The sequence below is a fragment of the Microbacterium sp. P26 genome, from assembly GCF_023712585.1.
Taxonomy (GTDB): Bacteria; Actinomycetota; Actinomycetes; order Actinomycetales; family Microbacteriaceae; genus Microbacterium; species Microbacterium algihabitans_A.
Genome location: NZ_JAMAXZ010000005.1, coordinates 1 through 21,858, shown reverse-complemented (window position 1 = coordinate 21,858; position 21,858 = coordinate 1). Strand labels below are relative to the sequence as shown.

Below are 21,858 nucleotides of genomic sequence, written 5' to 3'. Positions count from 1 at the left end.
ACGGACCCGCCGACTCCGCGGAACGCCTCAGGCCGTCGCCGCGCCCGCGGGGTCGGCCGGCTTGGCGGGGAGGCGCACCTCGAACGTCGTGTCGCCGGGCGAACTGGTCACCGTGATCGTGCCGCGGTGCGCGTCGACGATCGCCCGCGCGATCGACAGGCCCAGGCCCGTGCCGCCGGTCTTGCGGTCGCGCGAGCGGTCGCCGCGGGCGAAGCGCTCGAACAGCTGCGAGGCGACCGAGGGGTCGATACCGGGCCCGTTGTCGTGCACCCGCAGCACCGCCTCGGCGCCTTCGTGTGCGACCGAGACGTTCACCACGCTCCCGGCCGGGGTGTGGGTGCGGGCGTTGGCGAGCAGGTTCGCGATCACCTGGTGCAGGCGTGAGGCGTCGCCGGCGAGCTCGACGGGGGCGTCGGGCACGTCGATCGTCCACGAGTGGTCCGGACCCGCGGGACGCGCGTCGCCGACGGCCTCGACGGCGAGCCGCGTGAGATCCACCGAGCCGTAAACCAGCTCCTGCCCCTCGTCGAGGCGGGCGAGCAGCAGCAGGTCTTCGACGAGCGTGGTCATCCGCAGCGACTGCGCCTGGATGCGCTCGAGCGACTGCTCGGTGGTCTCCACGGCCAGGGCCGTGCGCTGGCGGCTCTCGTCGTCCTGCGCCTGACGCATCGCGCGCAGCGACAGCTCGCTGAACCCGCGGATCGAAGCGAGGGGAGTGCGCAGCTCGTGGCTCGCGTCGGCCACGAACCGGCGCATGAGCTCTTCGTTGCGTTGGCGCGCGGTGAGCGAGGCGTCGACGCGGTCGAGCAGGGTGTTGAGGGCTGCGGCCACCTGTCCCGTCTCGGTGTGCTCATCGACGAGGTCGGCGGGCACGCGCTCGTCGATCGACACGTCGCCCTCCTCCATGCGCAGCGAGGCGACGCGCGTCGCCGTTTCGGCCACGGCGCGCAGGGGGCGCAGACCGAGGCGGATCACGACGGCGATGACGACGGCCAGCAGCAGCAGACCACCCGCGGTCACGAGTGCGACGGTGGTGAGGATCGCGCCGATCGTGCCGGTGACGTTCGAGAGAGGCAGGCCCACGAGGAACGCGGCGTCGCTGCCCGGAGTGGGGTACAGGCGCACGAGATACTCGCCGAGGTTCGGCAGATCGACCGTTTCGGCGGTCGGATCCGCCGTGCGCAGCCGGTCGACGATTTGGCCGAGGTCATCGCTCGACAGGGCGCGGACGCCCTCGTCGGCGACCACCGCGCCGGTGTAGCCCGAGCGCGAGTTCATCACCAGCAGCGTGCCGGCGGGGAAGCGGCCCGACTCGAGCACCTCGTCGGCGGTGTCCTGGAAGACCACCCGGGGCTGGAGACCGGATGCCGTCTCGGTCACCGAGGCGTCGAGGTTGACGAACAGCACCTGGCTCAAGATCGCGCTGGTGGAGATGCCGATCATCACGAGGATGAACGCGACCATGCCGATCACGGCGGTCATCAACCGCGCCTGCAGCGTCCACGGTCGGCGCAGGCGCGCCCGCAGCGATTCGCGGGGCGCGGGTGGGACGGGGGGAGCGGGGCGCGGGGGAAGGCTCACTGCGGAGCTTTGATCATGTAGCCGACCCCGCGCACGGTGTGGATGAGCGGCTCGTGGCCCGCGTCGATCTTCTTGCGCAGGTACGAGATGTAGAGCTCGACGACGCTCGAGCGTCCGCCGAAGTCGTAGTTCCACACGCGGTCGAGGATCTGCGCCTTCGACACCACACGGCGCTGGTTGCGCATGAGGAAGCGCAGCAGCTCGAACTCGGTCGCCGTCAGTTCGATCTCGCGGTCGCCGCGCACGACCTCGTGGCTGTCCTCGTTCAGCGACAGGTCGCCCACGCGCAGGATCGGCTCCGAGTCGCGGGTGAGGGCGGTGCCGGCGCGCCGCATCAGGCCGCGAAGGCGTGCGACGACCTCTTCGAGGCTGAACGGCTTCGTCACGTAGTCGTCGCCGCCCGCGGTGAGGCCGGCCACGCGGTCGGCAACGGCGTCCTTCGCGGTGAGGAAGAGCACGGGCACATCGTTGCCCGAGTGACGGAGGCGCTGCAGCACGGCCATGCCGTCGAGGTCGGGCATCATGATGTCGAGCACCATGGCATCCGGTTCGAAATCCCGGGCGGCCGACAGGGCGTCGAACCCCGAGCCGGCGGTGCGCACGTCCCAGCCCTCCATGCGCAGGGCCATCGACAACAGGTCGGTGAGCATCTGCTCGTCATCGACGACGAGTACGCGCAGGGCGCTCCCGTCGGGGCGGGTGAAGGCGGGGGCGGCGGCGGTCGCGGTCATGGAACTCATTGTGCGCTCGTATCTATGAGCTTTCTATGGCGCGCGTTATGGGAATGCTGTGAGCTGCGTCGCGCCCGGCTGAGAACGAGCATCAGACCCACCCCGATCGCGGCGCCCAGGGTGTTCGCGGCGACGTCGCGCAGATCGGCCACCCGGGTGGGGAGGAACAGCAGCTGGCACAGCTCGATGGCGCTCGACACCGCCGTCCCCAGCACGAGGCCGTGCCACCACCGCCCACCCCAGGCGATCACCAGCACGCCGAGCGGTACGAACATCGCGACGTTCGAGGCCGATTCCACGACGTCGAACGTGATCCACGACGTCAGGGACGACAGTTGCAGATCCGCGAGGACCCGGGCCAGCAGGCCGCCGACCTCGGGGTCGTAGATCGACGGTCGCAGCGTCATCCACCACACCGCAACCGCGTAGACGCACGAAGCGGCGACGAGCCATGCCCGCCGCCGCTTCGTCACTGTCGGAATCCCGCGATCAGTGGGTGTCTTCGGCTTCGATCTCGGTGCGGTCGCCCGACCAGAGGGTGTGGAACGTGCCCTCCTTGTCGATGCGGCGGTAGGTGTGCGCACCGAAGAAGTCGCGCTGGCCCTGGATGAGGGCGGCGGGCAGACGCTCGGCGCGCAGGCCGTCGTAGTACGCCAGCGACGAGCTGAAGGCGGGGGCCGGGATGCCGCTGGCCGCCGACAGCGACACGATGTGGCGCCACGCGTCCTGCGCGCGGCCGAGCGCCTCGACGAAGTACGGAGCGGTCAGCAGCACCGGCAGCTCGGCCTCGGCGTCGTACGCCTCGGCGATGCGGTTGAGGAACTGTGCGCGGATGATGCAGCCGCCGCGCCAGATCTTCGACACGGCGCCCAGGTCGATGCTCCAGTCGTACTGGGCCGCACCGGCGCGGATCTCGTCGAAGCCCTGCGAGTAGGCGACGATCTTCGAGGCGTACAGCGCCAGGCGCACCTGCTCGATGAACGCGTCGGCGTCTTCTCCCGACAGCACCTCGGTGCCCGAGGGGCCGGGGAGCTCGCGCGAGACCGAGCGCTGCTCGGGGTGGCTCGACAGCGACCGCGCGAAGGTGGCCTCGGCGATGCCCGACACGGGCACGCCCAGGTCGAGGGCGGTCTGCACGGTCCACGCGCCGGTGCCCTTGGCGCCGGCCTGGTCGAGGATCACGTCGACGAGGGGCTTGCCCGTGTCGGCGTCGGTCTGGCGCAGCACCTCGGCGGTGATCTCGATGAGGTACGACTCGAGCTCGCCGCGGTTCCACTCGGCGAACACGTCGGCGATCTCGGCCGGGCTCTTGCCCGTGGCGCGGCGGATGAGGTCGTAGGCCTCGGCGATGAGCTGCATGTCGGCGTACTCGATGCCGTTGTGCACCATCTTGACGAAGTGGCCGGCGCCGTCGTGGCCGACGTGCGTGACGCAGGGCTCGCCCTCGGCGACCGCGGCGATCGACTTCAGGATCGGGCCGAGCGTGGCCCAGGCCTCGTCGGAGCCGCCGGGCATGATCGAGGGGCCGCGGAGGGCACCCTCTTCGCCGCCCGAGACGCCCATGCCGACGAAGTTGATGCCGGTGTCGCGCACGGCCTTCTCGCGGCGGATGGTGTCGGTGAACAGCGCGTTGCCGCCGTCGACGATGATGTCGCCGGGCTCGAAGACCTTGACGAGCTCGTCGATGACGAAGTCGGTGGGGCGGCCGGCCTTGACCATGATGATCGCGGTGCGCGGCTTCGACAGCGACGCGGCGAAGTCCTCGTACGAGAACGAGGCGACGAAGTCCGCTTCGGGGTGCTGCTCGAGCACGTGCTCGGTCTTGTCCTTGCTGCGGTTGAAGATCGCGACCGTGTTGCCCTCGCGGCTCGCGAGGTTGCGGGCGAGGTTCGAGCCCATGACGGCGAGGCCCACGACGCCGATGTTGGCGCGGCCGTCGCCCTCGCCCTCGGGGCGGGAGTCGGCCTCGGCGGTGGGACGATCCACCTCTTCGATGCCGGGTGCACCCTCGTGCACCTGTGCGGCCTTGTGCGGGGCCTGATCCTGGTCGCTCGAGGGTCCGGTCGGGGAGGGGGTCGACGTCATTCGTTGCTCCGTGTTCAGGTGCGAGGAAGGGGTGGGAGGGCTCACGCGGGCCGCCTCCGCCACTTTATCGGCTCGGCCCGCGTGTGTTTCAGGAGGGGGTATGGGTGAGCTGAAGCAGGTCGATGACCTCCTGCACCTGCTCGGCGGGGGTCAGGTCGAGGTCGACGCGGATCGCCTGCTCGTCGGCATCCGGCATCTCCAGCGTCTCGAACTGCGAGGTGAGCAGCGAGGGCGGCATGTAGTGGCCCTGGCGGCGCAGCAGGCGTTCGAGAACGAGCTTCGGGTCGCCCATCAGCAGCACGAACGTGACATCGTCGCGGCGCAGCACGTCGCGGTAGCTGCGCTTGAGGGCCGAGCACGTGATGATGCCCGGGCGACCGGCGGCGATCCGCCCGTCGATCCACGCGGCGACGCGGTCGAGCCAGGGCCAGCGGTCGTCGTCGTTGAGGGCGTGACCGGATGCCATTTTGGCGACGTTCTCGGCGGGATGCAGGTCGTCGCCCTCTTGGAAGTCCCAGCCGAGACGGCCGGCGAGCATGCCGGCGACGGTGGACTTGCCGGTGCCGGCGGGGCCCATGAAGACCAGGACGGGAACGGGAGCGGTCATGGAATCTCTCTTCGTCGAAAGCGGACGGTTCGGAATCAGATGGTGCGGCGCACTTCGGTGAGCACGGCGGCGACGTACAGGCGCGTGTGCTCCTCGGCGGCGTCGGCGTCGGCGCGTCCGATGGCCTCGGCCGTGGCGACGTGGTTGTCGAGGGCGTCGGGGTTGGGCACTCCCGGGGTGAGCCCGTGCATCGCTCGTCCCTCGATCGCGGCGGCGATGGGGGCGCGGGCGGCGGCCAGCATGAGGTTGCCGCTCGAGATGAGGATGAGGTCGTGAAAGGCGATGTCGGCCGCGAGGTACTCGGGGGAGTTGCCGAGGCCGGCCGCACCGAGGCGGGCGAGCTCGTCGGCCAGACGCAGGATCTCGCCGCGCTGGATGTCGGTGGCGCGCCGGGCACTCAGTCGGGCGGCGACGGGTTCGACCGCCGCGCGGAGCTCGGTGGTGTTGACGATCAGCTGGTCGCGCCGGCGACCGGCGAGCTGCCATCCGATGAGGCGGGTGTCGAGGGCGCTCCAGTGCTCGGGCTCGCGCACGGTGAGTCCGACCCGGCGGCGCTGGGAGAGAAGGCCCATCGCCTCGAGGGAGCGGACGGCCTCGCGCACGACGGTGCGCGAGACGGCGTACTCGGCCTCGAGGGCGGCGAGGGTCAGGACGGTACCGGGCGGCAGATCGCCGTCGACGATGCGAATGCCGATCGCATCGACCAGCGAACCGTGCGTCGCTCGGGCCATGACCCCTCCTTAGGCCTTAGGTACGACCTTATCTTGTCAAAGATATGATCATTGTGTGAAGATGCCGTGACCGCTTCGGCGGATGCGGGGCTGACACAGCATGCCCGATGACGCGTCCGACGGCTTGAATCAACGGAGATCTCTTGGACGACTGGACTCAGACACTCGGCACGGCGCCCCTGCTCGCCATCGCCGCGGGCGCGATCGCGCTCATCCTGGTGCTCATCATCTGGCTGAAGGTGCACGCCTTCCTCGCCCTCATCATCGTGTCGCTCGCCACGGCCTTCGCGGCGGGCGTTCCCGTGTCGTCGATCGTGACGACGCTCACCGGTGGCTTCGGCGGGACGCTGGGAACGGTGGCCCTGCTCGTCGCCCTCGGCGCAATGCTCGGGCGACTGATCGAACACTCCGGCGGCGCGCAATCGCTCGCCGAGACCTTCGTGCGCGTCTTCGGAGAGAAGCGCGCCCCCTTCGCCCTCGGCATCGTTTCGCTGATCCTCGGGTTCCCGATGTTCTTCGACGCCGGGCTCGTCATGATGCTGCCGATCATCTTCGCCATCGCGCGCCGCGTCTCGGGCAACAACGTGCTGCTGTTCGGTCTGCCGGCCGCCGCCGCGTTCTCGGTGATGCACGTCTTCCTCCCGCCGCACCCGGGCCCCGTGACCGCGAGCGAGCTCTACGGTGCCAACCTCGGTCTGCTGCTGATCGTCGGCCTCATCATCGCCTTCCCGATCTGGTACCTCTCGGGTTACCTCTGGGGCAAGTTCATCGCCCGCCGCATCGTCCTCCCCGTGCCCGCCCTCTTCGGTGACGTCGACGCCGACCAGCCGGCGAACCCGCCCAAGCCCCTCACGGTCATCGCCGTGCTGCTGCTGCCGATGCTGCTGATCTTCCTCAACACCGGCCTTACGACCCTCGGCTCGGCCGGCGCGGTCGACACCGATAACACCTTCGTGCAGGTGCTGATCCTCCTCGGCAACTCGCCGGTCGCCCTGCTCATCACGGTCATCGTCGCCACGATCGTCTTCGGCTTCCGCCGGGGCGAGAACGGCACCGCGCTCGAGAAGGTCGTCGACTCGGCGCTCGGGCCCGTGGCATCCGTCATCCTCATCACCGGCGCCGGTGGCATGTTCGGCGCGGTCCTGCGCGCCTCGGGCATCGGCGACGCCCTCGCCGACAGCCTCGGCGACCTGGGTCTGCCGGTCATCGTCGCGGCCTACGTCATCGCCGTCATCCTGCGTCTGGCGCAGGGTTCGGCCACGGTCGCGCTCGTGACCGCCGCGGGTCTCGCCGCCCCCGCCGTCATGGCCGGCGACTTCTCTCCCCTGCAGGTCGTGGCGATCACCCTCGCGACCGCGGCCGGATCGGTGTTCGCCGGGCACGTCAACGACTCGGGCTTCTGGCTCGTGGGTCGCCTGATGGGCATGGACGTCAAGACCACCCTGAAGACCTGGACCGTGCAGCAGGCGATCGAGTCGGTGCTCGGCTTCGTCGCGGCCCTCGCCGTCTTCGGCATCGGGGCGCTGCTGTGACGGGCTCGAACGCCGACCTGTTCGACGTCTCCGACCGGCTCGCGCTCGTCACCGGCTCCTCCCGTGGCCTCGGCCGCGCGCTGGCTCTCACCCTCGCGCGCGGCGGCGCCCGGCTGATCGTGCACGGTCGTGACGCGGATGCCGTGGAGCGCACCCGCGCCGAGGCCGAGGAGCTGTCGGATCGCCCTGCCCACGCCGTCGTGTTCGACGTCACGGATGCCGCGGCCGTCGAGGCCGCGATCGGCGGAGTCGTCGAGGCGGTCGGCGTGCCCGACATCCTCGTCAACAACGCCGGCGTCCAGCGCCGCGCGCCGATCCACGAGTTCGCGGTGTCGGACTGGGACGACATCGTCGCCGCCAACCTGTCGGGCGTCTTCTACGTCTCGCGTTTCGTCACCCCCGCCATGGTCGCGCGCGGCTCCGGCAAGGTCGTCAACGTCGCCTCGGTGCAGTCGCGCCTGGCGCGCCAGACGATCGCGCCGTACTCGGCTACCAAGGGCGGCGTCGCACAGCTGACCGCCGGCATGGCGGCCGACCTCGCCCGCCACGGCATCCAGGTCAACGCCCTCAGCCCGGGGTACTTCGCGACCGAGATGAACCGCGACCTGGTCGACGACCCGGAGTTCACTCGCTGGTTGACCCAGCGCACGCCGGCCGCCCGCTGGGGTGACTTCGACGAGCTGCGCGGAGCGCTGCTCTTCCTGGCATCCGACGCCTCGAGCTTCGTGTCGGGGCAGAACATCTTCGTCGACGGCGGAATGACGGCGGTCGTCTGATCGTGGAGGAGCACACCATGAAATCGTTGCTGATCGAATCGGCTCGCACCGCCGCCGTGCGAGACGTCGCCGTCCCCGAGCCGGGGGAGGGACAGGTCCGTCTGCGGGTCGCCTACGTCGGCATCTGCGGATCCGACCTGCACTACTTCTTCGACGGTGCGAACGGCGCGTTCGTCGTGCGCGAGCCGCTCGTGCCCGGGCACGAACTGTCGGGCACGGTCGACCTCGACCCCTCGGGAACCTTCGCTGCGGGCACGCCCGTGACGGTGCACCCCGCCCGATTCGGCACGCCGCGCGAGGGCATCGAAGACGCTCCGCACCTGTGGCCCGGGGGCTCGTACCTCGGCAGTGCCTCCACCTGGCCGCACACTCAGGGCGCGGCATCCGAATACCTGATCGTCGAGAGCGGGATGGTGCGCCCGCTGCCGACCGAGCTGCCGGTGCGCCGGGCCGTGCTCGCCGAGCCGCTCGCGGTCGCCCTGCACGCCCTCGGCAAGGCGGGCCCGGTGGAGGGCCTCGAGGTGCTGGTCACCGGATCCGGACCGATCGGTCTGATGGCCGTCGCCGCAGCCACCGCCGCCGGCGCGCGCGTCACCGCGACCGACGTGCTCGCCGGCCCGCTCGAGCGCGCCCGGGCCCTTGGCGCCCAAGCGACGATCGACGTCTCGACCGAGGCGGTCGAGGCCGGCGCCTATGCGGTCGTCCTCGAATGCTCGGGCGTGCCCGTCTCGATCTCGACGGCCTTGAAAGCAGTGCGGGCGGGCGGCACGGTCGTGCAGGTCGGCATGCTGCCGGACGACGCGCGGCCCGTGAACCTCGCGCCGTTCATCTCGAAGGAGGTGCGCTACTTCGGCGCCTTCCGCTTCCGCGACGAGATCGATGCGGCGGTCGCGCTGCTCGCGGCGAACCCGGCGATCGAGAGTGCGATCACGCACGAGTTCGCGGTGACGGATGCCGACGAGGCCTTCGCCGTCGCGCGCGACTCCGAGCGGTCGGGCAAGGTCGTCTTCGCCCTCTGATCGACACGACGAAGCGGAGCGCCCCTCGGGTCGCTCCGCTTCGTCGTTCTCGGAGTGGTTTGGGCGTCAGGAGCTGCGTTCGGCGGTGAACCGGCGCGTCACGGCGATGTCGCGGTCGCCCAGGTCGCGCTCGACGATCTCGTCGAAGGCGGCGCGCAGCGCGGGCAGCAGGGCGGGCCGCGTCGAGGTGGCCTCGGCGATGTCGGCGGCGAAGCGCAGGTCTTTCACCATGTACGAGGCGACGCCGCTGGGGGAGTCGTCGCCGCTGACGAGCTTCTCGCGCCGACTCTGCAGCAGGTTCGACCCGGCGTACCCGCCGCCGAGCAGTTCCCAGAGGGCTGCGGGGTCGACGTCGGATCGCGCGGCCAGCTCGGTCGCCTCGCCCAGCGCGAGGATCGTCGCCGCCACCACCATCTGGTTGCAGGCCTTCGCCACCTCACCCGCGCCGAGGGGACCGAGCCGCACGGGGGTGCCGCACGGCGCGAGCAGGGCGGCCGCCCGATCGGTGTCGGCCTCGTCGCCGCCGAGCATGATCGACAGGGTCCCGGCCTTCGCGCCGTCTTCGCCGCCCGACACGGGGCAGTCCACGATCCGGATGCCGGCGGGCAGCCGATCGGCGAGGTCGCGGACGCCGACGGGCGACGACGTCGAGCCGATCATGAGCAGGAAGTCCCGTCCGCCGACGCCGGCGAGCAGCCCGTCGGGCCCGTCGAGGTGCTCTTCGAGCTGCGGGAGGTCGGGGAGCATCACCAGCACGGCATCCGTCGCCTCTGCGAGCGCGCGGGCGGTGGGAGCCCAGACGGCTCCGGCTCCGGTGAGGCCCGGTCTCTCTCGCCGCGCGTGAACGGTGAGGGATTCGCGGGCGGAGAGCAGGTGGTGCGCCATCGGCTCGCCCATGGCGCCGAGGCCCCACACACCGAGTCGCACATCGTCGAGCGTTGTCATGAACCGATCCTACCGGCTGGACAACGGGTTGAACAGGGTTCAATATGGTGAACAGAGTTCGAGAGAGACCGCGGCGGGGCGCACCCGCGGCGGCGGAGGGAATGACGACGATGTCGACACGGTCCAGTCTTCGCGCGGTGGTGGCGGTGCCCCTGAAGGAAGAGCATTGCCGGCTCATCGAACGTCTCGAGCCGCGTCTCGAGCTCCTGCGCGATCCCTCGCTCACGCGTCCGATGCGCGGGCCGGCCGACTGGTCGGGCGACCCGGACCACGAGCGTACCGCCGACCAGCAGCGGGCCTTCGACGAGATGGTCGATTCCGCCGAGGCGCTGTTCGGCATCCCCGACGTCGACCCCGCGGCTCTCGCCCGCACGGTCGCGGCGAATCCGCGCCTGCGGTGGGTCATGACCACCGCGGCCGGAGGTGGGGGACAGGTCAAGGCCGCCGACCTCGACCGCGAGGCCCTCGATCGCGTCACCTTCACCACCAGCGCCGGCGTGCACGGTGGACCCCTCGCGGAGTTCGCGGTCTTCGGCGTGATGGCCGGGGCCAAGGGCCTACCGCGCCTCGCGCGCGACCAGGCCGAGAAGCACTGGAGCGAACGCTGGGAGATGCGCCAGGTCGACGAGATGACGGTGCTCGTGATCGGCCTGGGTGGAATCGGGGCCGAGTGCGCCCGACGCTTCCACGCCCTGGGTGCCGAGGTGTGGGGGACCACGCGCAGCGGCACCCCCGTCGAGGGGGTCGATCGCCTCGTGCCTCTCGACGAGCTGGTGTCGGCGGTCGGCGAGGTGGATGCCATCGTGGTCACCCTCCCCGGCACCGACCAGACCCACCACCTCATCGACGCCGCCGTGCTCGCCGCGGTCAAGCCCGGCGTGATCCTCGCCAGCGTGGGGCGCGGCACGGTGATCGACGAGGCCGCCCTGCTCGCGGCCCTCGACGACGGCCGGGTGTCGTTCGCCGCTCTCGACGTGTTCGAGGTGGAGCCCCTTCCCCAGGACTCGCCGCTCTGGCGGCATCCGTCGGTCCTGATGAGCCCGCACACCGCTGCGCTCAGCAGCAAAGAGGAGGAGCGCATCGCCCGCCGCTTCGCCGAGAACGCCACGCGCCTCATCGAAGGCGAGCCGATGCGAGCGGTTGTCGATACGGTCGAGTTCTACTGAGGTGTCGCGATCCGCGACGCCGGCGAGACGAGGGGGCCGCGGTGAGCGACGACGACGTGAGCGAGATCGCGCGTGATCCGGCACCGGCCGTGGGGCGCAGCATCCGCCTCCTGGGCCTGCTCGCCGAGGCGGGGCGCACCCTGACCCTCACCGAGCTCGCCGCGGGTCTCGGCCTCGCCAAGTCGTCGACGGCGAACCTCTGCCTCTCGCTCGAGGCGGGGCGCATGATCGAGCGCGTCCCCCTCGGGTACCGTCTCGGCATCCGCACCGCCGAGCTCGGAGGCGCCTTCGCCGCGCAGTTCAATCAGGTGCGCGAGTTCTACGCCGTGTGCGAGACATCGCCGGTGCTCGCGAGCGAGCTCGTGCAGGTCGCCGTGCTCGACGATGCCGACGCGCTCTACCTCGCCCGCTACGAGGGGTCGCGCTCGATCCGCATGGGCACGCCCCTCGGCTCGCGCCTTCCCGCGGCGCTGTCGGCGACGGGCCGGGCGCTGTTGATGACCCGCACCGACGACGACGTACGTGCCCTCCTCACGCGCGGACGCCCGCTGCCGAAGCTCACCGACCACAGCACCCTCGACGTCGACGCCGTGATCGGCAAGATCGCCGCCTCGCGCGAGCGCGGCTGGTCGGTCGACGAAGAGGAGTCGTTCCGCGGCATCGTCGGTGTCGCCGTGCCCCTCGAGGGGTGGGCGCCCGGCGATCCGCAGCTGGCTCTGGGCGTGGGTCTTCCGGTGGCGGATGCCACGCCCGAGCGCATCGCGCGCGTCGGTGCCGCGCTGCGCGAGGCCGCCGCGGCGCTGACCAACCCGTTCAGCGCGTCCCGCGGTCGCTGACCCGCCGCGCGGCCGACTGCCCCGCTCAGTGCGGGCGCGAACCCTCGGCGCTACCAACCCATCGAGCGCGTCTCGCCGTCGTCGACCCGCCGCGTCGCCGATCTGCTCGATGCGTTCCTCCGCGCCGCGCGCGCGGACCTGGCTCCGCGCCGCGTCCTCGCGGTTCGGGGCGGATTCGCCCCAAACCCGCCCGCCCGGGCACGGCGTCGTTCGGATCCTGTTCAACATATTGAACTCTGTCCACTCCATTGGTACAGTCGGCCCAGTCGCAAGACCCCAGCCGATCGAAGGAGATGGCCGTGACCACTTCATCCACCACGACGACGCAGCCGACGGATGACCCCGAATTCGCAGCGAACCTCCGCCGCGCCACGCTCGCCTCGAGCATCGGCAGCGCGCTCGAGTACTTCGACTTCGCGCTCTACGGCCTCTCGACGGCCCTGATCTTCAACGTCCTGTTCTTCTCGCAGGATGACCCGGCCCTCGCCACGGTCGCGGCCTTCGCCACCTACGGTGTGGGCTTCCTCGCTCGCCCCTTCGGCGGCCTGTTCTTCGGCGTCCTCGGCGACAAGCTCGGGCGCAAGTGGGTGCTGGTGATCACGATCCTGCTGATGGGCGGAGCGTCCACGGCGATCGGCCTGCTGCCGACCTACGAGGCGGTCGGCGTGCTCGCACCGATCCTCCTCGTGGTCATGCGTCTGCTGCAGGGCTTCGGCGCCGGCGCCGAGCAGGCGGGGGCCACGGTGCTGATGGCCGAGTACGCCCCGGTCAAACGCCGCGGCTTCTTCTCGGCCCTGCCCTTCATCGGCATCCAGGCGGGAACCCTGCTGGCGGCGGTCGTTTTCAGCCTCATCTCGCTGCTGCCCGAAGACCAGCTGCTCAGCTGGGGCTGGCGCGTGCCGTTCCTCGCCTCGTTCGTGCTGATCCTGCTCGCGCTGTTCATCCGCATGCGCCTGCGCGAGACGCCGACCTTCATCGAGCTCGAGAAGCACGACCAGATCGCCGAGCGCCCGATCCGCGACATCTTCACGCGGGGTCTGCCGGGCATCATCGTCGGCATCGGCCTGCGCATGGCCGAGAACGGCGGGTCGTACATGTTCAACACGCTCGCGCTGACCTTCTTCGTCGCCTCGGTCGGCGGCCAGGCGGATCGCAGCCTGCTCACCTGGGGTGTCACCCTCGGCTCGCTCATCGGCATCTTCTCGGTCCCGCTCTCCGGTGCCCTGTCCGACCGCATGGGGCGCCGCACGGTCTACCGCATGGGGGCGGTGTTCATGCTGGTCTTCACCTTCCCAGCCTGGTGGCTGATCTCGCTCGGCAGCTACCCGATCACCATCGCGGTCATCGCGATCGGCATCGGCGTCGCCGTCAACTCGATGCTCGGACCCCAGTGCGCGATGCTCCCCGAGCTCTTCGGCAACCGCCACCGCTACCTCGGTGTCGCCATGGCCCGCGAGATCTCCGCGGTGCTCGCCGGAGGCCTGGCCGGAGTCCTGGGCGCGTACATCATCGCCGTGAGCGGGGCGAACTGGCTGCTGCTGGCGATCTACATGGGCACCCTGGCCCTCATCACCACCGCATCGACCTTCCTCGTGCCCGAGACGCTGCGCCGCGACCTCACGCGCACCGACGATGCGATCAAGGTTTCGCGTGAAGAAGCCGGCGAGGGCGTGGATGCCACGACCGTGACCGTCCGGACGATCCGGTGACGCGCGACGAGTGGGGGAGCGTCGGCAGCCTGGTGGGGGCGCCGGCGCTCCCCGCAGGATCCTCGAGCGGGCTCCACGCTGGGTCCTCCGAGGCGGTGCGCTGATGCGGATCTCCCGGCTGATGACGGCGAACGGTCCGCGTACGGCCCGCGTCGAGGGGGCGACCTTCGTCCCGATCGGCGACCCCTACGCCGCGTTCGAGGCGGGTACCGTCCCCGCCGATGAGGGCGACGCGATCACGGGGGTCCTCTTGGCCCCGTCCGTGCCCACGGTCGTCGTCGGCATCGCGCAGAACGGACCCGAGCACGCCTCTCCCGTGCAGGCGTGGCTGAAGAATCCGCGCACGGTCACGGCATCCGGAGCCCCCGTCCGACTGCGCCGGGACGCCGGAGTGACGGTGGCCGAGGCGGAGGTCGCGGTGGTGATCGGCCGCGATACGACCGGTCTCACGGTCGAGACGGCGCACGATTTCATCCTCGGCATCACGGCGGTGAACGACCTGTCGAGCCCCGACCGCGCCGCGTTCGATCCCCGCAACTTCGAGTCGAAGTCCGGGGAGGGGTACACCCCGCTCGGGCCCTGGATCGACACCGCGCTCTCGATCGACGACGACCTGCCGATGCGGTTGTCGGCCGACGCTGAGGTGCGCGCAGAGACGTCGTCGCACCGCCTGCCGGTGTCGCTGCGCGAATGCCTCGCCTACGTCGCGGGCTGGACCACGCTGGGGGCGGGCGACGTCGTGATGATGGGGGCGCCGTTCTCGCAGGCACCGGTCCGTCCGGGGGAGACGGTGGAGGTCGTCATCGCCGGCCTGCGGCTCACGACGCCGACGTCGTAGGGCGGCGGTGCGTCAGTGCTTCTTGTACGACGCGTTGCGGCCGAGCGAGAAGAGGGCGCCGATCGCGCCGATGCCGCCGATGGTCGCGATGCCGCCGATGACCCAGAGCACGACGTGAGAGAAGAAGCCGCTGTCCATGATGATCCTCCGGGTCGGTGTGGCTTCTCGATCCTACCGGCGGTCGGGGACTGCTCCGGACTCCTGCCGCCTCGTGCCTCCTCGGCCGAGTCGTGAGCGTCGCGTCGCACTGGTAGACTTCCCGGGAACTTCGGCGAGGGATGCATCCTCGGGCGCCCACGGGTGCACAGGGCATCCGTGATCGACGCAGTGAAGCAGGCTCCCGGCTTTCCTCACGCGCTCGCGTTCGAGTCGAATCCAGACCACACAGGTGCGGACCTTGTCCGCTCACAAGCTGCGGGACACGAGCCCGCGAGGAGAACATCATGTCGGAAGACAACAAGGTCGTCGCGGAACTCCGCGAGAACTTCGGCAAGGGCTTCGCCCGTCGCCTCCGCGCCGCGGGCAAGATTCCGGCCGTCATCTACGGTCACGGCACCGAGCCCCAGCACGTCGCGCTGCCCGGCCACCAGGTCGCGCTGCTCATCCGTCGCGCCAACGCGCTGATCGACCTCGACATCGCCGGCAAGGGCCAGCTCGTCCTCGTCAAGGACGTCCAGAAGGACCCCGTGCGTCAGATCATCGAGCACATCGACCTCATCGTCGTGAAGAAGGGCGAGAAGGTCCAGGTCGACGTTCCCGTCGTGCTCGTCGGCGAGCCCTTCCCCGGCACGGTCGCCATGCTCGACGCCACCTCGGTGTCGCTCGAGGTCGAGGCCACCCACATCCCGCAGACCATCGAGGTCGACGTCGAGGGCGCTGAGGACGGCACGCAGATCACCGCTGCCGACCTGACCCTCCCCCAGGGCGCGACGCTGGTCACCGAGCCCGAGACCCTCGTCGTGGGCGTCTCGGTGCCGCTCGACACGCTGGCCGCCGACGAGGAGATCGCCGAGGCCGATGCCGAGGTCGCCGAGGAGCAGTCCGAAGAGGCCGAAGCGGCCGAAGAGGGCGACGACAAGTAATTGCCGCGCGGGCCGCTCCGGCGGTCCGTCGACGACGAGGGGGCGCGTTTTCGCGCCTCCTCGTTGCTGTTCACGGGGTCCGCACGCGGATCCGGAAGGATGGATGCCATGGCGGACACCTGGCTCATCATCGGTCTCGGCAATCCCGGCCCGCGGTACGAGGCCACGCGTCACAACATCGGACAGATGGTGATCGACGAGTTGGCCGCGCGGCGCCGCGAGGCCTTCCGCGCGCACAAGGCGAACGCGCGGGTCGTCGAGACGTGGCTGCGGCCCGGGGCGGCGAAGCTCGTGCTGGCCAAGCCCAACAGCTTCATGAACGTCTCGGGCGGTCCGGCATCGGGTCTCGCCCGGTTCTACGGCACCGACCCCGATCACGTCGTCGTGGTGCACGACGAACTCGACATCCCCTACGACACCATCAAGCTCAAGACGGGTGGCGGCCACGGCGGCCACAACGGCGTCCGCGATGTGGCGAAGGCCCTCGGAACCCCCGACTTCCCCCGTGTGCGCGTCGGCATCGGGCGACCGGTCGGCCGGCAGGATCCCGCCGACTGGGTGCTCGACCCCTTCAGCTCCGCCGAGCGAACCACCCTTCCGATCCTCGTGTCGGATGCCGCCGACGCGGTCGAGCTCCTCGTCGACGAGGGTCTCGTCGCCGCCCAGCAGCGCTTCCACGCTCCGCGCGCCTGAGCGGCGCACACGGAAACGGCCCCGGTTCGAGGAGAACCGGGGCCGTTTCCGTATGCGCGGGACGCGTCAGGCGGAGCCGAGACCGATCCCCGCGCCGATGGCGAGGGCGACCGAGACGACGATCCCACCGAGCACGGCGAGGATGATCGCCGCGATGCCGTAACCGCGACCACGGCGCTTGATGGCGGCGATGATGCCCTGGATGAACCCCCAGAGCGCGAAGATGGCGTAGACGGCGAAGGCGACGACGGTGAGCACGCCGACGAGGATCGCCGACTGCTCGACTCCCGGAGGAAGCGTGTTCGGGTCGATCTGTCCGGTCGTGCCGCCGTTCTGCTGTGCATACTGCGCGACGCCGGCGCTCTGCAGGCCGGCGATGAACGCGATGATCGAGCCGCCGACGACGGCCACGAGCGAGGCGACGAAGGCGATCAGACCGAGCCGGTTCGACAGCACGGGCTTGGTGTCGGTGGGCGGAACGTAGGCAGGGGCCGCCGGCGTGTTGTGCGCGGAGGGGGCGGCGTAGCCGTCGTTGCGCGGGGCGGGCGCGTCGTACGGCCCCGGGGGCGGAGGTGTGGTGCTCACGAGATGCTCCTCTGGTCGTCGGCGGTCGCGGGTGCGGCCCGATCCGGCGAGTCTAGGGAGGCGCTCCCCGCCTGCTCGGAGGGGTGGACGCGCGAGGCCCCGTCACGGTAGCGGGCGAATCGGCGGGGTCGAGAAGGTCCCGGATGCCGTTTCCCCGGTGCCTCGCACGTCGCCGTACCAGCGGCGCGAGCCGACCTCAGACCGGGATGCCGCCCGTGCCGGCGGCGGCGAGGCCGGCGCCGAGCGCGAGTGCGGCGAGCCCGCCGAAGACGATCGGGCCGAGCACGGCGATCACGATGGCCGCGATGCCGGCGCCCGTGGCCGCGCGCTTCACGACCGCGGTGATGCCGAGCGCCAGGGCGACGATCCCGATGACCGTGCCGGACCAGAACGCGACCTCGCCCAGCAGCACGAGATCGCGCACGGGCGACAGGACGCGCCAGTCGAACGAGCCCGCGGGCATCTCGAAGAACGCCGGACCCGAGCCGCGGGCCACGCGGAACGCCGCGAACCCTCCGACGGCGGGCGCCAACACCGTCGCGACGATCGACAGCAGCAGGGCCCACGTGCCGAGAGGGCGTCCGCGCCGGCGCACCGGTGGGGGAGTGAGCATCGCGCCGACCGGGGGCGCGGCGTGAGGTGCGGCGAACACCGGGCCGCCCGGGGAGCTCGGCGTGGTCATGCCGCCAGCCTACGAGACGTCTCGCGCCCGCGATCGACGCTCCACCGTGCGGATGCCGGGGTCGACACGCCGCTCGCCGGGGCCGAGGGCGGCGCGCCACCGTCCGCGTCCGCTCGACGGCTGCAGACGCACCCTTGCTGCGTCCAGCCCGTCCCGATGTCGGAGGCCCCGCGTAGACTTTCCCGAGTGACAGTTCCCGGGATCGTTCGCGCCCTCGAGCAGGCTGAGTCGTATCGTGAGGCCGTTTCCGCGGCATCCGCCGACCTGTCTCTCTCCCTCGTCGATGGCCTCGACGCCCCCGTCATCGCGGGGCTCATCGAGCGGCGTCGCGCCTCGGGCGACCCCGGCGCCGTGCTCGTCATCGCCCCGACCGGGCGTCGTGCGGAGTCCCTCGGGCCGGCGTTGGATGCCGTGCTGCCCGGGGCTCAGGTGCTGCACTTCCCCGCGTGGGAGACCTTGCCGCACGAGCGCTTGAGCCCGAGTCCCGAGACCGTCGGCCGCCGTCTCGACGTTCTCCGGCGCATCGCCGCGTGGGACGGTGAGGCGCCGCTCGTCATCACGGCCTCGGTGCGCAGCGCCCTGCAGCCGCTGGCCCCCGGCCTCGGCGAGGTCGAGCCGGTCGAACTCGTCGTCGGCGGCCGCGGCCACGAGCTCGAAACCGTCACGACCCGGCTCGTCGAGCTGGCCTACCACCGTGTCGACATGGTGTCGCGTCGAGGGGAGTTCGCGGTCCGCGGCGGCATCCTCGACGTCTTCCCGCCCGTGGCCGACCACCCGTATCGCGTGGAGTTCTTCGGTGACGAGGTCGATCAGATCCGCGCCTTCTCGGTCGCCGACCAGCGATCGCTCCCGGGCGAGGTCACGGGTGTCTCGCTCAACCCCAGTCGCGAACTGCTGCTCACCGCTGAGGTGCGCGCTCGCGCCGCAGAACTGCGCGACGGTTACCCGGGCCTGCGTCAGCTGCTCGAGAAGATGGCCGAGGGCATCCCCGCCGAGGGCATGGAATCCCTCATCCCCGTGCTCGTCGACGATCTCGTGACCCTCGTTGACTACCTTCCGGGCGGCAGCGCCGTCGCCCTCGTCGACCCCGAGCGCTCGACCGCGCGCGCGACCACGCTCGGCGACACCAACCGCGAGTTCCTCGAGGCCGCGTGGTCCGCCGCGACCGCCGGGGCCGACACCCCGGTCGACCTCGACTCGGGCGACTTCGTCACGCTCGACGACCTGCACGAGATCGCGAGCGGCCGGGGCGGCGCGTGGTGGCAGCTGAGCGCCTTCGATTCGGGGGCGGCGGATGCCGAAGACGAGGGCCTGGTCGTGCCCGACGCGTCCGCGCACCGCATCAAGGCCGACCCCGTGCCTTCGTTCCAGGGCAACGTCGAGGGGGCCACCGCCCACGTCGACGCTCTGCTGCGCGACGGCTGGTCGGTCGTGGTCACGGCATCCGGACCCGGCATGGTCGATCGCGCGCGCGACGTGCTCTCCGAGCGTGGGATCGCCGCCCGGCGGGTCGACGATCTGCGCCTTCCGCCCGAGCCCGGCGTCGCGCATGTGGTGTGCGCCCCGCTCGAGCGCGGGTTCCAGTTGAGCGAGGCGAAGTTCGCGGTAATCAGCGAGACCGAGTTCTACGGTCGCTCGGTGAGCGGCGACAACCGCGGGGTCAAGAAGCTGGCGTCGCGCCGACGCAACGTCGTCGACCCCCTGCAGCTCAAGCCGGGTGACGTGGTCGTGCACGCGACCCATGGCATCGGCAAGTTCCTCGAGCTCACTCAGCGCGAGGTCTCGAGCGGTGGTCGCAACGCGGTCAAGACGACCAAGGAGTACCTGGTCCTCGAGTACGCGCCTGCCAAGCGCGGGTACCCGGGCGACAAGCTGTTCGTGCCCACCGACCAGCTCGACCTGCTGTCGAAATACGTCGGCGGTGAAGCACCGACCCTGTCGAAGATGGGCGGCAGCGACTGGGCTGCGGCAAAGGGCCGCGCTCGCAAGGCGGTGCGCGACATCGCCGTCGAGCTCGTGAAGCTCTACTCGGCGCGTATGGCGTCGAAGGGCTACGCCTTCGGCCCCGACACCCCCTGGCAGCGCGAGCTCGAAGAGGCCTTCCCCTTCGCCGAGACGCAGGACCAGCTGCAGACGATCGACGAGATCAAGGCCGATATGGAGAAGCCGATCCCGATGGATCGACTGCTGTCGGGCGACGTCGGGTTCGGCAAGACCGAGGTCGCGGTGCGTGCCGCCTTCAAGGCGATCCAAGACGGCAAGCAGGTGGCGATGCTCGTTCCCACGACTCTGCTCGTCAAGCAGCACCTCGAGACGTTCGGCGAGCGGTTCGCCGGTTTCCCCGTCACGGTGCGCCCGCTGTCGCGCTTCCAGAGCGACAAGGAGGCGAAGGCGACTCTCGCGGGCCTCACCGACGGCACCGTCGACATGGTCATCGGAACCCACCGCATCCTGACCGAGAAGGTGATCTTCAAAGACCTCGGGTTGATGATCATCGACGAAGAGCAGCGCTTCGGCGTCGAGCACAAAGACCAGCTGAAGAAGCTGAAGACCAACGTCGACATCCTCGCCATGAGTGCGACACCCATTCCTCGGACGCTCGAGATGGCGGTCACCGGCATCCGCGAGATGTCGACCCTGGCGACGCCACCTGAAGACAGGCACCCGATCCTGTCGTACGTCGGACCGCGCAACGACAAGCAGATCGCTGCGGCGATCCGTCGAGAGCTGCTGCGCGAAGGCCAGATCTTCTACGTGCACAATCGGGTGTCGTCGATCCAGCGGGTGGCGGCGCACCTCGCCGAGCTCGTGCCCGAAGCGCGCATCGTCGTCGCGCACGGGCAGATGGGCGAGCACGCGCTCGAGCAGGTCGTCGACGACTTCTGGGAGCGCCGCGCAGACGTCCTGGTGTCGACCACGATCATCGAGACCGGCCTCGACATCTCGAACGCGAACACGATCATCATCGACAGGGCCGACAAATACGGCCTGTCGCAGCTGCACCAGTTGCGTGGTCGCGTCGGACGCGGTCGCGACCGCGCGTACGCGTACTTCCTGTACGACGACATGAAGCCGCTGTCCGAGACCGCGGCCGACCGCCTCGAGACCATCGCGGTCAACAACGACCTGGGCTCCGGAATGCAGGTGGCGCTGAAAGACCTCGAGCTGCGCGGCGCCGGCAACCTGCTCGGTGCCGAGCAGGCCGGGCACATCGCCGGCGTGGGTTTCGACCTCTACCTGCGCATGATCGGCGAAGCCGTGTCGACCTTCCGTGGGGAAGACGTCGACGGTCCGACCGAGCTGCGACTTGAGCTCCCGGTCGATGCGCGCCTGCCCGAGTTCTACATCGACAGCGAGCGCCTGCGCCTCGAGGCATACCAGAAGCTCTCGGCCGCGGCGTCCGCCGGCGCGAAGGACGATGCGATCGACCTCGTGGTCGACGAGCTCCGCGACCGGTACGGCGAGCCTCCCGCAGAGGTCGAAGGCCTGGTCGCCGTTGCGCGGCTCCGCCGTCGAGCGGCGCAGGCGGGTCTCGCCGACGTGGTCGCGATGGGGTCGAACCTGCGCGTGGCGCCGGCGAACCTCGCCGACTCGATGCGCGTGCGTCTGCAGCGGCTCTACCCGAAGGCCAAGCTGGTCGCCGGGGGAGACGCGATGGTGGTTCCCCTGCCGCAGGATGCCGATGATGCGAACCTCATCGCGTGGGTGCGTCAGCTGCTCGATGCCCTGTGGCCCCTCCCGGTCGAGAAGTCCGCGGAGGCGGCGAACGCCTGACCCCCGGCACGGGTGCTGGTGCCCCTCCTGCCCGAGGCCCGATCGACGACGCGTCGGTCGGGCCTTCGTGCGTCTCTCCGCGTCTCTCCGCGTCTTTCCGCGAGAAAGGCGCCGCGACACGCCCGGGGAGCGCCTGGATTCGACGGGTCGGCGTCTCCCGCGTAACTTATTACTTGTTCGCCCCACAGGGGAGAGCGGAGCGGCCGAAAGGCCCCGCAGCCCCTCAAGTAGCGAACCACTCCAAAACCCAAACACATGGTGTAAGGTTTTGGATCGGTCACCCGGCCGGTTGTCACGACGTTGATCTCGTTCAGAGGTCCCACGGTGAGAGCTCGCAGTGTCGGGTGGTCTTATAGAAATGAACTGCCTCACGGGTAGGTCGGAAGACTGTTTCTTGTGGGTGCGTCCGTTCCTTGAGAACTCAACAGCGTGCACTTGTCAAATGCCAATTTATTCCTCGTCGGTCCGTTTGTTCGGATTGCGAGT

At 70.3% G+C, this 21,858-nt stretch carries 20 protein-coding genes; 10 read left to right on the top strand and 10 right to left on the bottom strand.

The features are described from left to right. Positions 1 to 27 precede the first annotated feature (27 nt). The 6 genes from M3667_RS10800 to M3667_RS10775 all read right to left on the bottom strand — a co-directional run bounded on the left by M3667_RS10800 (position 28) and on the right by M3667_RS10775 (position 5,735). Positions 28 to 1,482: a cell wall metabolism sensor histidine kinase WalK gene (locus M3667_RS10800; protein ID WP_251507954.1), complete on the bottom strand. Its 1,455-nt coding sequence runs from the start codon at positions 1,480 to 1,482 to the stop codon at positions 28 to 30. Between the two features lie 95 nt (positions 1,483 to 1,577). Further along, positions 1,578 to 2,312 (bottom strand): response regulator transcription factor, encoded by a 735-nt coding sequence (locus M3667_RS10795; protein ID WP_144834271.1) that lies wholly within the window; start codon positions 2,310 to 2,312, stop codon positions 1,578 to 1,580. A gap of 5 nt (positions 2,313 to 2,317) precedes the next feature. Further along, on the bottom strand, positions 2,318 to 2,785 hold the full coding sequence (locus M3667_RS10790; RefSeq protein ID WP_251507953.1) for a VanZ family protein: 468 nt from the start codon (positions 2,783 to 2,785) through the stop codon (positions 2,318 to 2,320). A 16-nt stretch (positions 2,786 to 2,801) separates the two neighbouring features. Next, the gene (gndA, locus tag M3667_RS10785) at positions 2,802 to 4,397 is read right to left on the bottom strand and encodes an NADP-dependent phosphogluconate dehydrogenase (protein WP_251507952.1); all 1,596 of its coding nucleotides are present in this window, start codon (positions 4,395 to 4,397) and stop codon (positions 2,802 to 2,804) included. Between the two features lie 88 nt (positions 4,398 to 4,485). Next, complete coding sequence (locus M3667_RS10780; protein ID WP_251507951.1) at positions 4,486 to 5,004, bottom strand: gluconokinase; 519 nt, start codon at positions 5,002 to 5,004, stop codon at positions 4,486 to 4,488. Positions 5,005 to 5,039: 35 nt separating this feature from the next. Further along, complete coding sequence (locus M3667_RS10775) at positions 5,040 to 5,735, bottom strand: FadR/GntR family transcriptional regulator (RefSeq protein WP_056228622.1); 696 nt, start codon at positions 5,733 to 5,735, stop codon at positions 5,040 to 5,042. A 143-nt stretch (positions 5,736 to 5,878) separates the two neighbouring features. Between M3667_RS10775 and M3667_RS10770 the strand changes: the two genes are divergently transcribed. The 3 genes from M3667_RS10770 to M3667_RS10760 are packed head-to-tail and all read left to right on the top strand — an operon-like array spanning position 5,879 to position 9,062. Continuing rightward, on the top strand, positions 5,879 to 7,267 hold the full coding sequence (locus M3667_RS10770; protein WP_251507950.1) for a GntP family permease: 1,389 nt from the start codon (positions 5,879 to 5,881) through the stop codon (positions 7,265 to 7,267). Then, positions 7,264 to 8,043, top strand: a complete 780-nt coding sequence (locus tag M3667_RS10765) for an SDR family oxidoreductase (protein WP_251507949.1) — start codon at positions 7,264 to 7,266, stop codon at positions 8,041 to 8,043. The genes M3667_RS10770 and M3667_RS10765 overlap by 4 nt, the downstream gene beginning before the upstream one ends. Before the next feature lie 17 nt (positions 8,044 to 8,060). Continuing rightward, a complete protein-coding gene (locus M3667_RS10760; RefSeq protein WP_251507948.1) occupies positions 8,061 to 9,062 on the top strand; it encodes a zinc-binding dehydrogenase in 1,002 nt (333 codons plus the stop codon). 66 nt (positions 9,063 to 9,128) lie between these two features. On the opposite strand, the gene M3667_RS10755 is transcribed toward M3667_RS10760, so the two are convergent. Then, the gene (locus tag M3667_RS10755) at positions 9,129 to 10,007 is read right to left on the bottom strand and encodes an NAD(P)-dependent oxidoreductase (RefSeq protein ID WP_251507947.1); all 879 of its coding nucleotides are present in this window, start codon (positions 10,005 to 10,007) and stop codon (positions 9,129 to 9,131) included. 101 nt (positions 10,008 to 10,108) lie between these two features. On the opposite strand from M3667_RS10755, the gene M3667_RS10750 reads away from it, so the two are divergent. From M3667_RS10750 to M3667_RS10735, 4 genes are all read left to right on the top strand, one after another. Beyond that, entirely contained in the window at positions 10,109 to 11,173 is a 1,065-nt protein-coding gene (locus M3667_RS10750; protein WP_251507946.1) for a D-2-hydroxyacid dehydrogenase, read from the top strand. Between the two features lie 41 nt (positions 11,174 to 11,214). After that, complete coding sequence (locus tag M3667_RS10745; RefSeq protein ID WP_251507945.1) at positions 11,215 to 12,009, top strand: IclR family transcriptional regulator; 795 nt, start codon at positions 11,215 to 11,217, stop codon at positions 12,007 to 12,009. A gap of 299 nt (positions 12,010 to 12,308) precedes the next feature. Continuing rightward, complete coding sequence (locus M3667_RS10740) at positions 12,309 to 13,718, top strand: MFS transporter (protein WP_251507944.1); 1,410 nt, start codon at positions 12,309 to 12,311, stop codon at positions 13,716 to 13,718. 103 nt (positions 13,719 to 13,821) lie between these two features. Next, the gene (locus M3667_RS10735) at positions 13,822 to 14,556 is read left to right on the top strand and encodes a fumarylacetoacetate hydrolase family protein (RefSeq protein ID WP_251507943.1); all 735 of its coding nucleotides are present in this window, start codon (positions 13,822 to 13,824) and stop codon (positions 14,554 to 14,556) included. Between the two features lie 12 nt (positions 14,557 to 14,568). Here M3667_RS10735 and M3667_RS16825 read toward each other — a convergent pair whose 3' ends face one another. Further along, positions 14,569 to 14,694, bottom strand: coding sequence for a hypothetical protein (locus M3667_RS16825; protein ID WP_260979764.1), 126 nt, complete (start codon positions 14,692 to 14,694; stop codon positions 14,569 to 14,571). A 305-nt stretch (positions 14,695 to 14,999) separates the two neighbouring features. Here M3667_RS16825 and M3667_RS10730 point away from each other — a divergent pair, with 305 nt between their 5' ends. Together M3667_RS10730 and pth are read left to right on the top strand one after the other, a co-directional pair. Then, positions 15,000 to 15,638, top strand: a complete 639-nt coding sequence (locus tag M3667_RS10730; protein ID WP_251507942.1) for a 50S ribosomal protein L25/general stress protein Ctc — start codon at positions 15,000 to 15,002, stop codon at positions 15,636 to 15,638. Positions 15,639 to 15,746: 108 nt separating this feature from the next. After that, on the top strand, positions 15,747 to 16,331 hold the full coding sequence (gene pth, locus M3667_RS10725; RefSeq protein ID WP_251507941.1) for an aminoacyl-tRNA hydrolase: 585 nt from the start codon (positions 15,747 to 15,749) through the stop codon (positions 16,329 to 16,331). Between the two features lie 66 nt (positions 16,332 to 16,397). On the opposite strand, the gene M3667_RS10720 is transcribed toward pth, so the two are convergent. Both M3667_RS10720 and M3667_RS10715 read right to left on the bottom strand, forming a co-directional pair. Then, entirely contained in the window at positions 16,398 to 16,916 is a 519-nt protein-coding gene (locus tag M3667_RS10720) for a hypothetical protein (RefSeq protein WP_251507940.1), read from the bottom strand. A gap of 196 nt (positions 16,917 to 17,112) precedes the next feature. After that, on the bottom strand, positions 17,113 to 17,598 hold the full coding sequence (locus M3667_RS10715; protein ID WP_251507939.1) for a hypothetical protein: 486 nt from the start codon (positions 17,596 to 17,598) through the stop codon (positions 17,113 to 17,115). Positions 17,599 to 17,784: 186 nt separating this feature from the next. Here M3667_RS10715 and mfd point away from each other — a divergent pair, with 186 nt between their 5' ends. Continuing rightward, positions 17,785 to 21,372 carry a transcription-repair coupling factor gene (gene mfd, locus M3667_RS10710; RefSeq protein ID WP_251507938.1) on the top strand — a complete coding sequence of 1,196 codons (3,588 nt, stop codon included), beginning with the start codon at positions 17,785 to 17,787 and terminating at the stop codon, positions 21,370 to 21,372. Positions 21,373 to 21,858 lie beyond the last annotated feature (486 nt).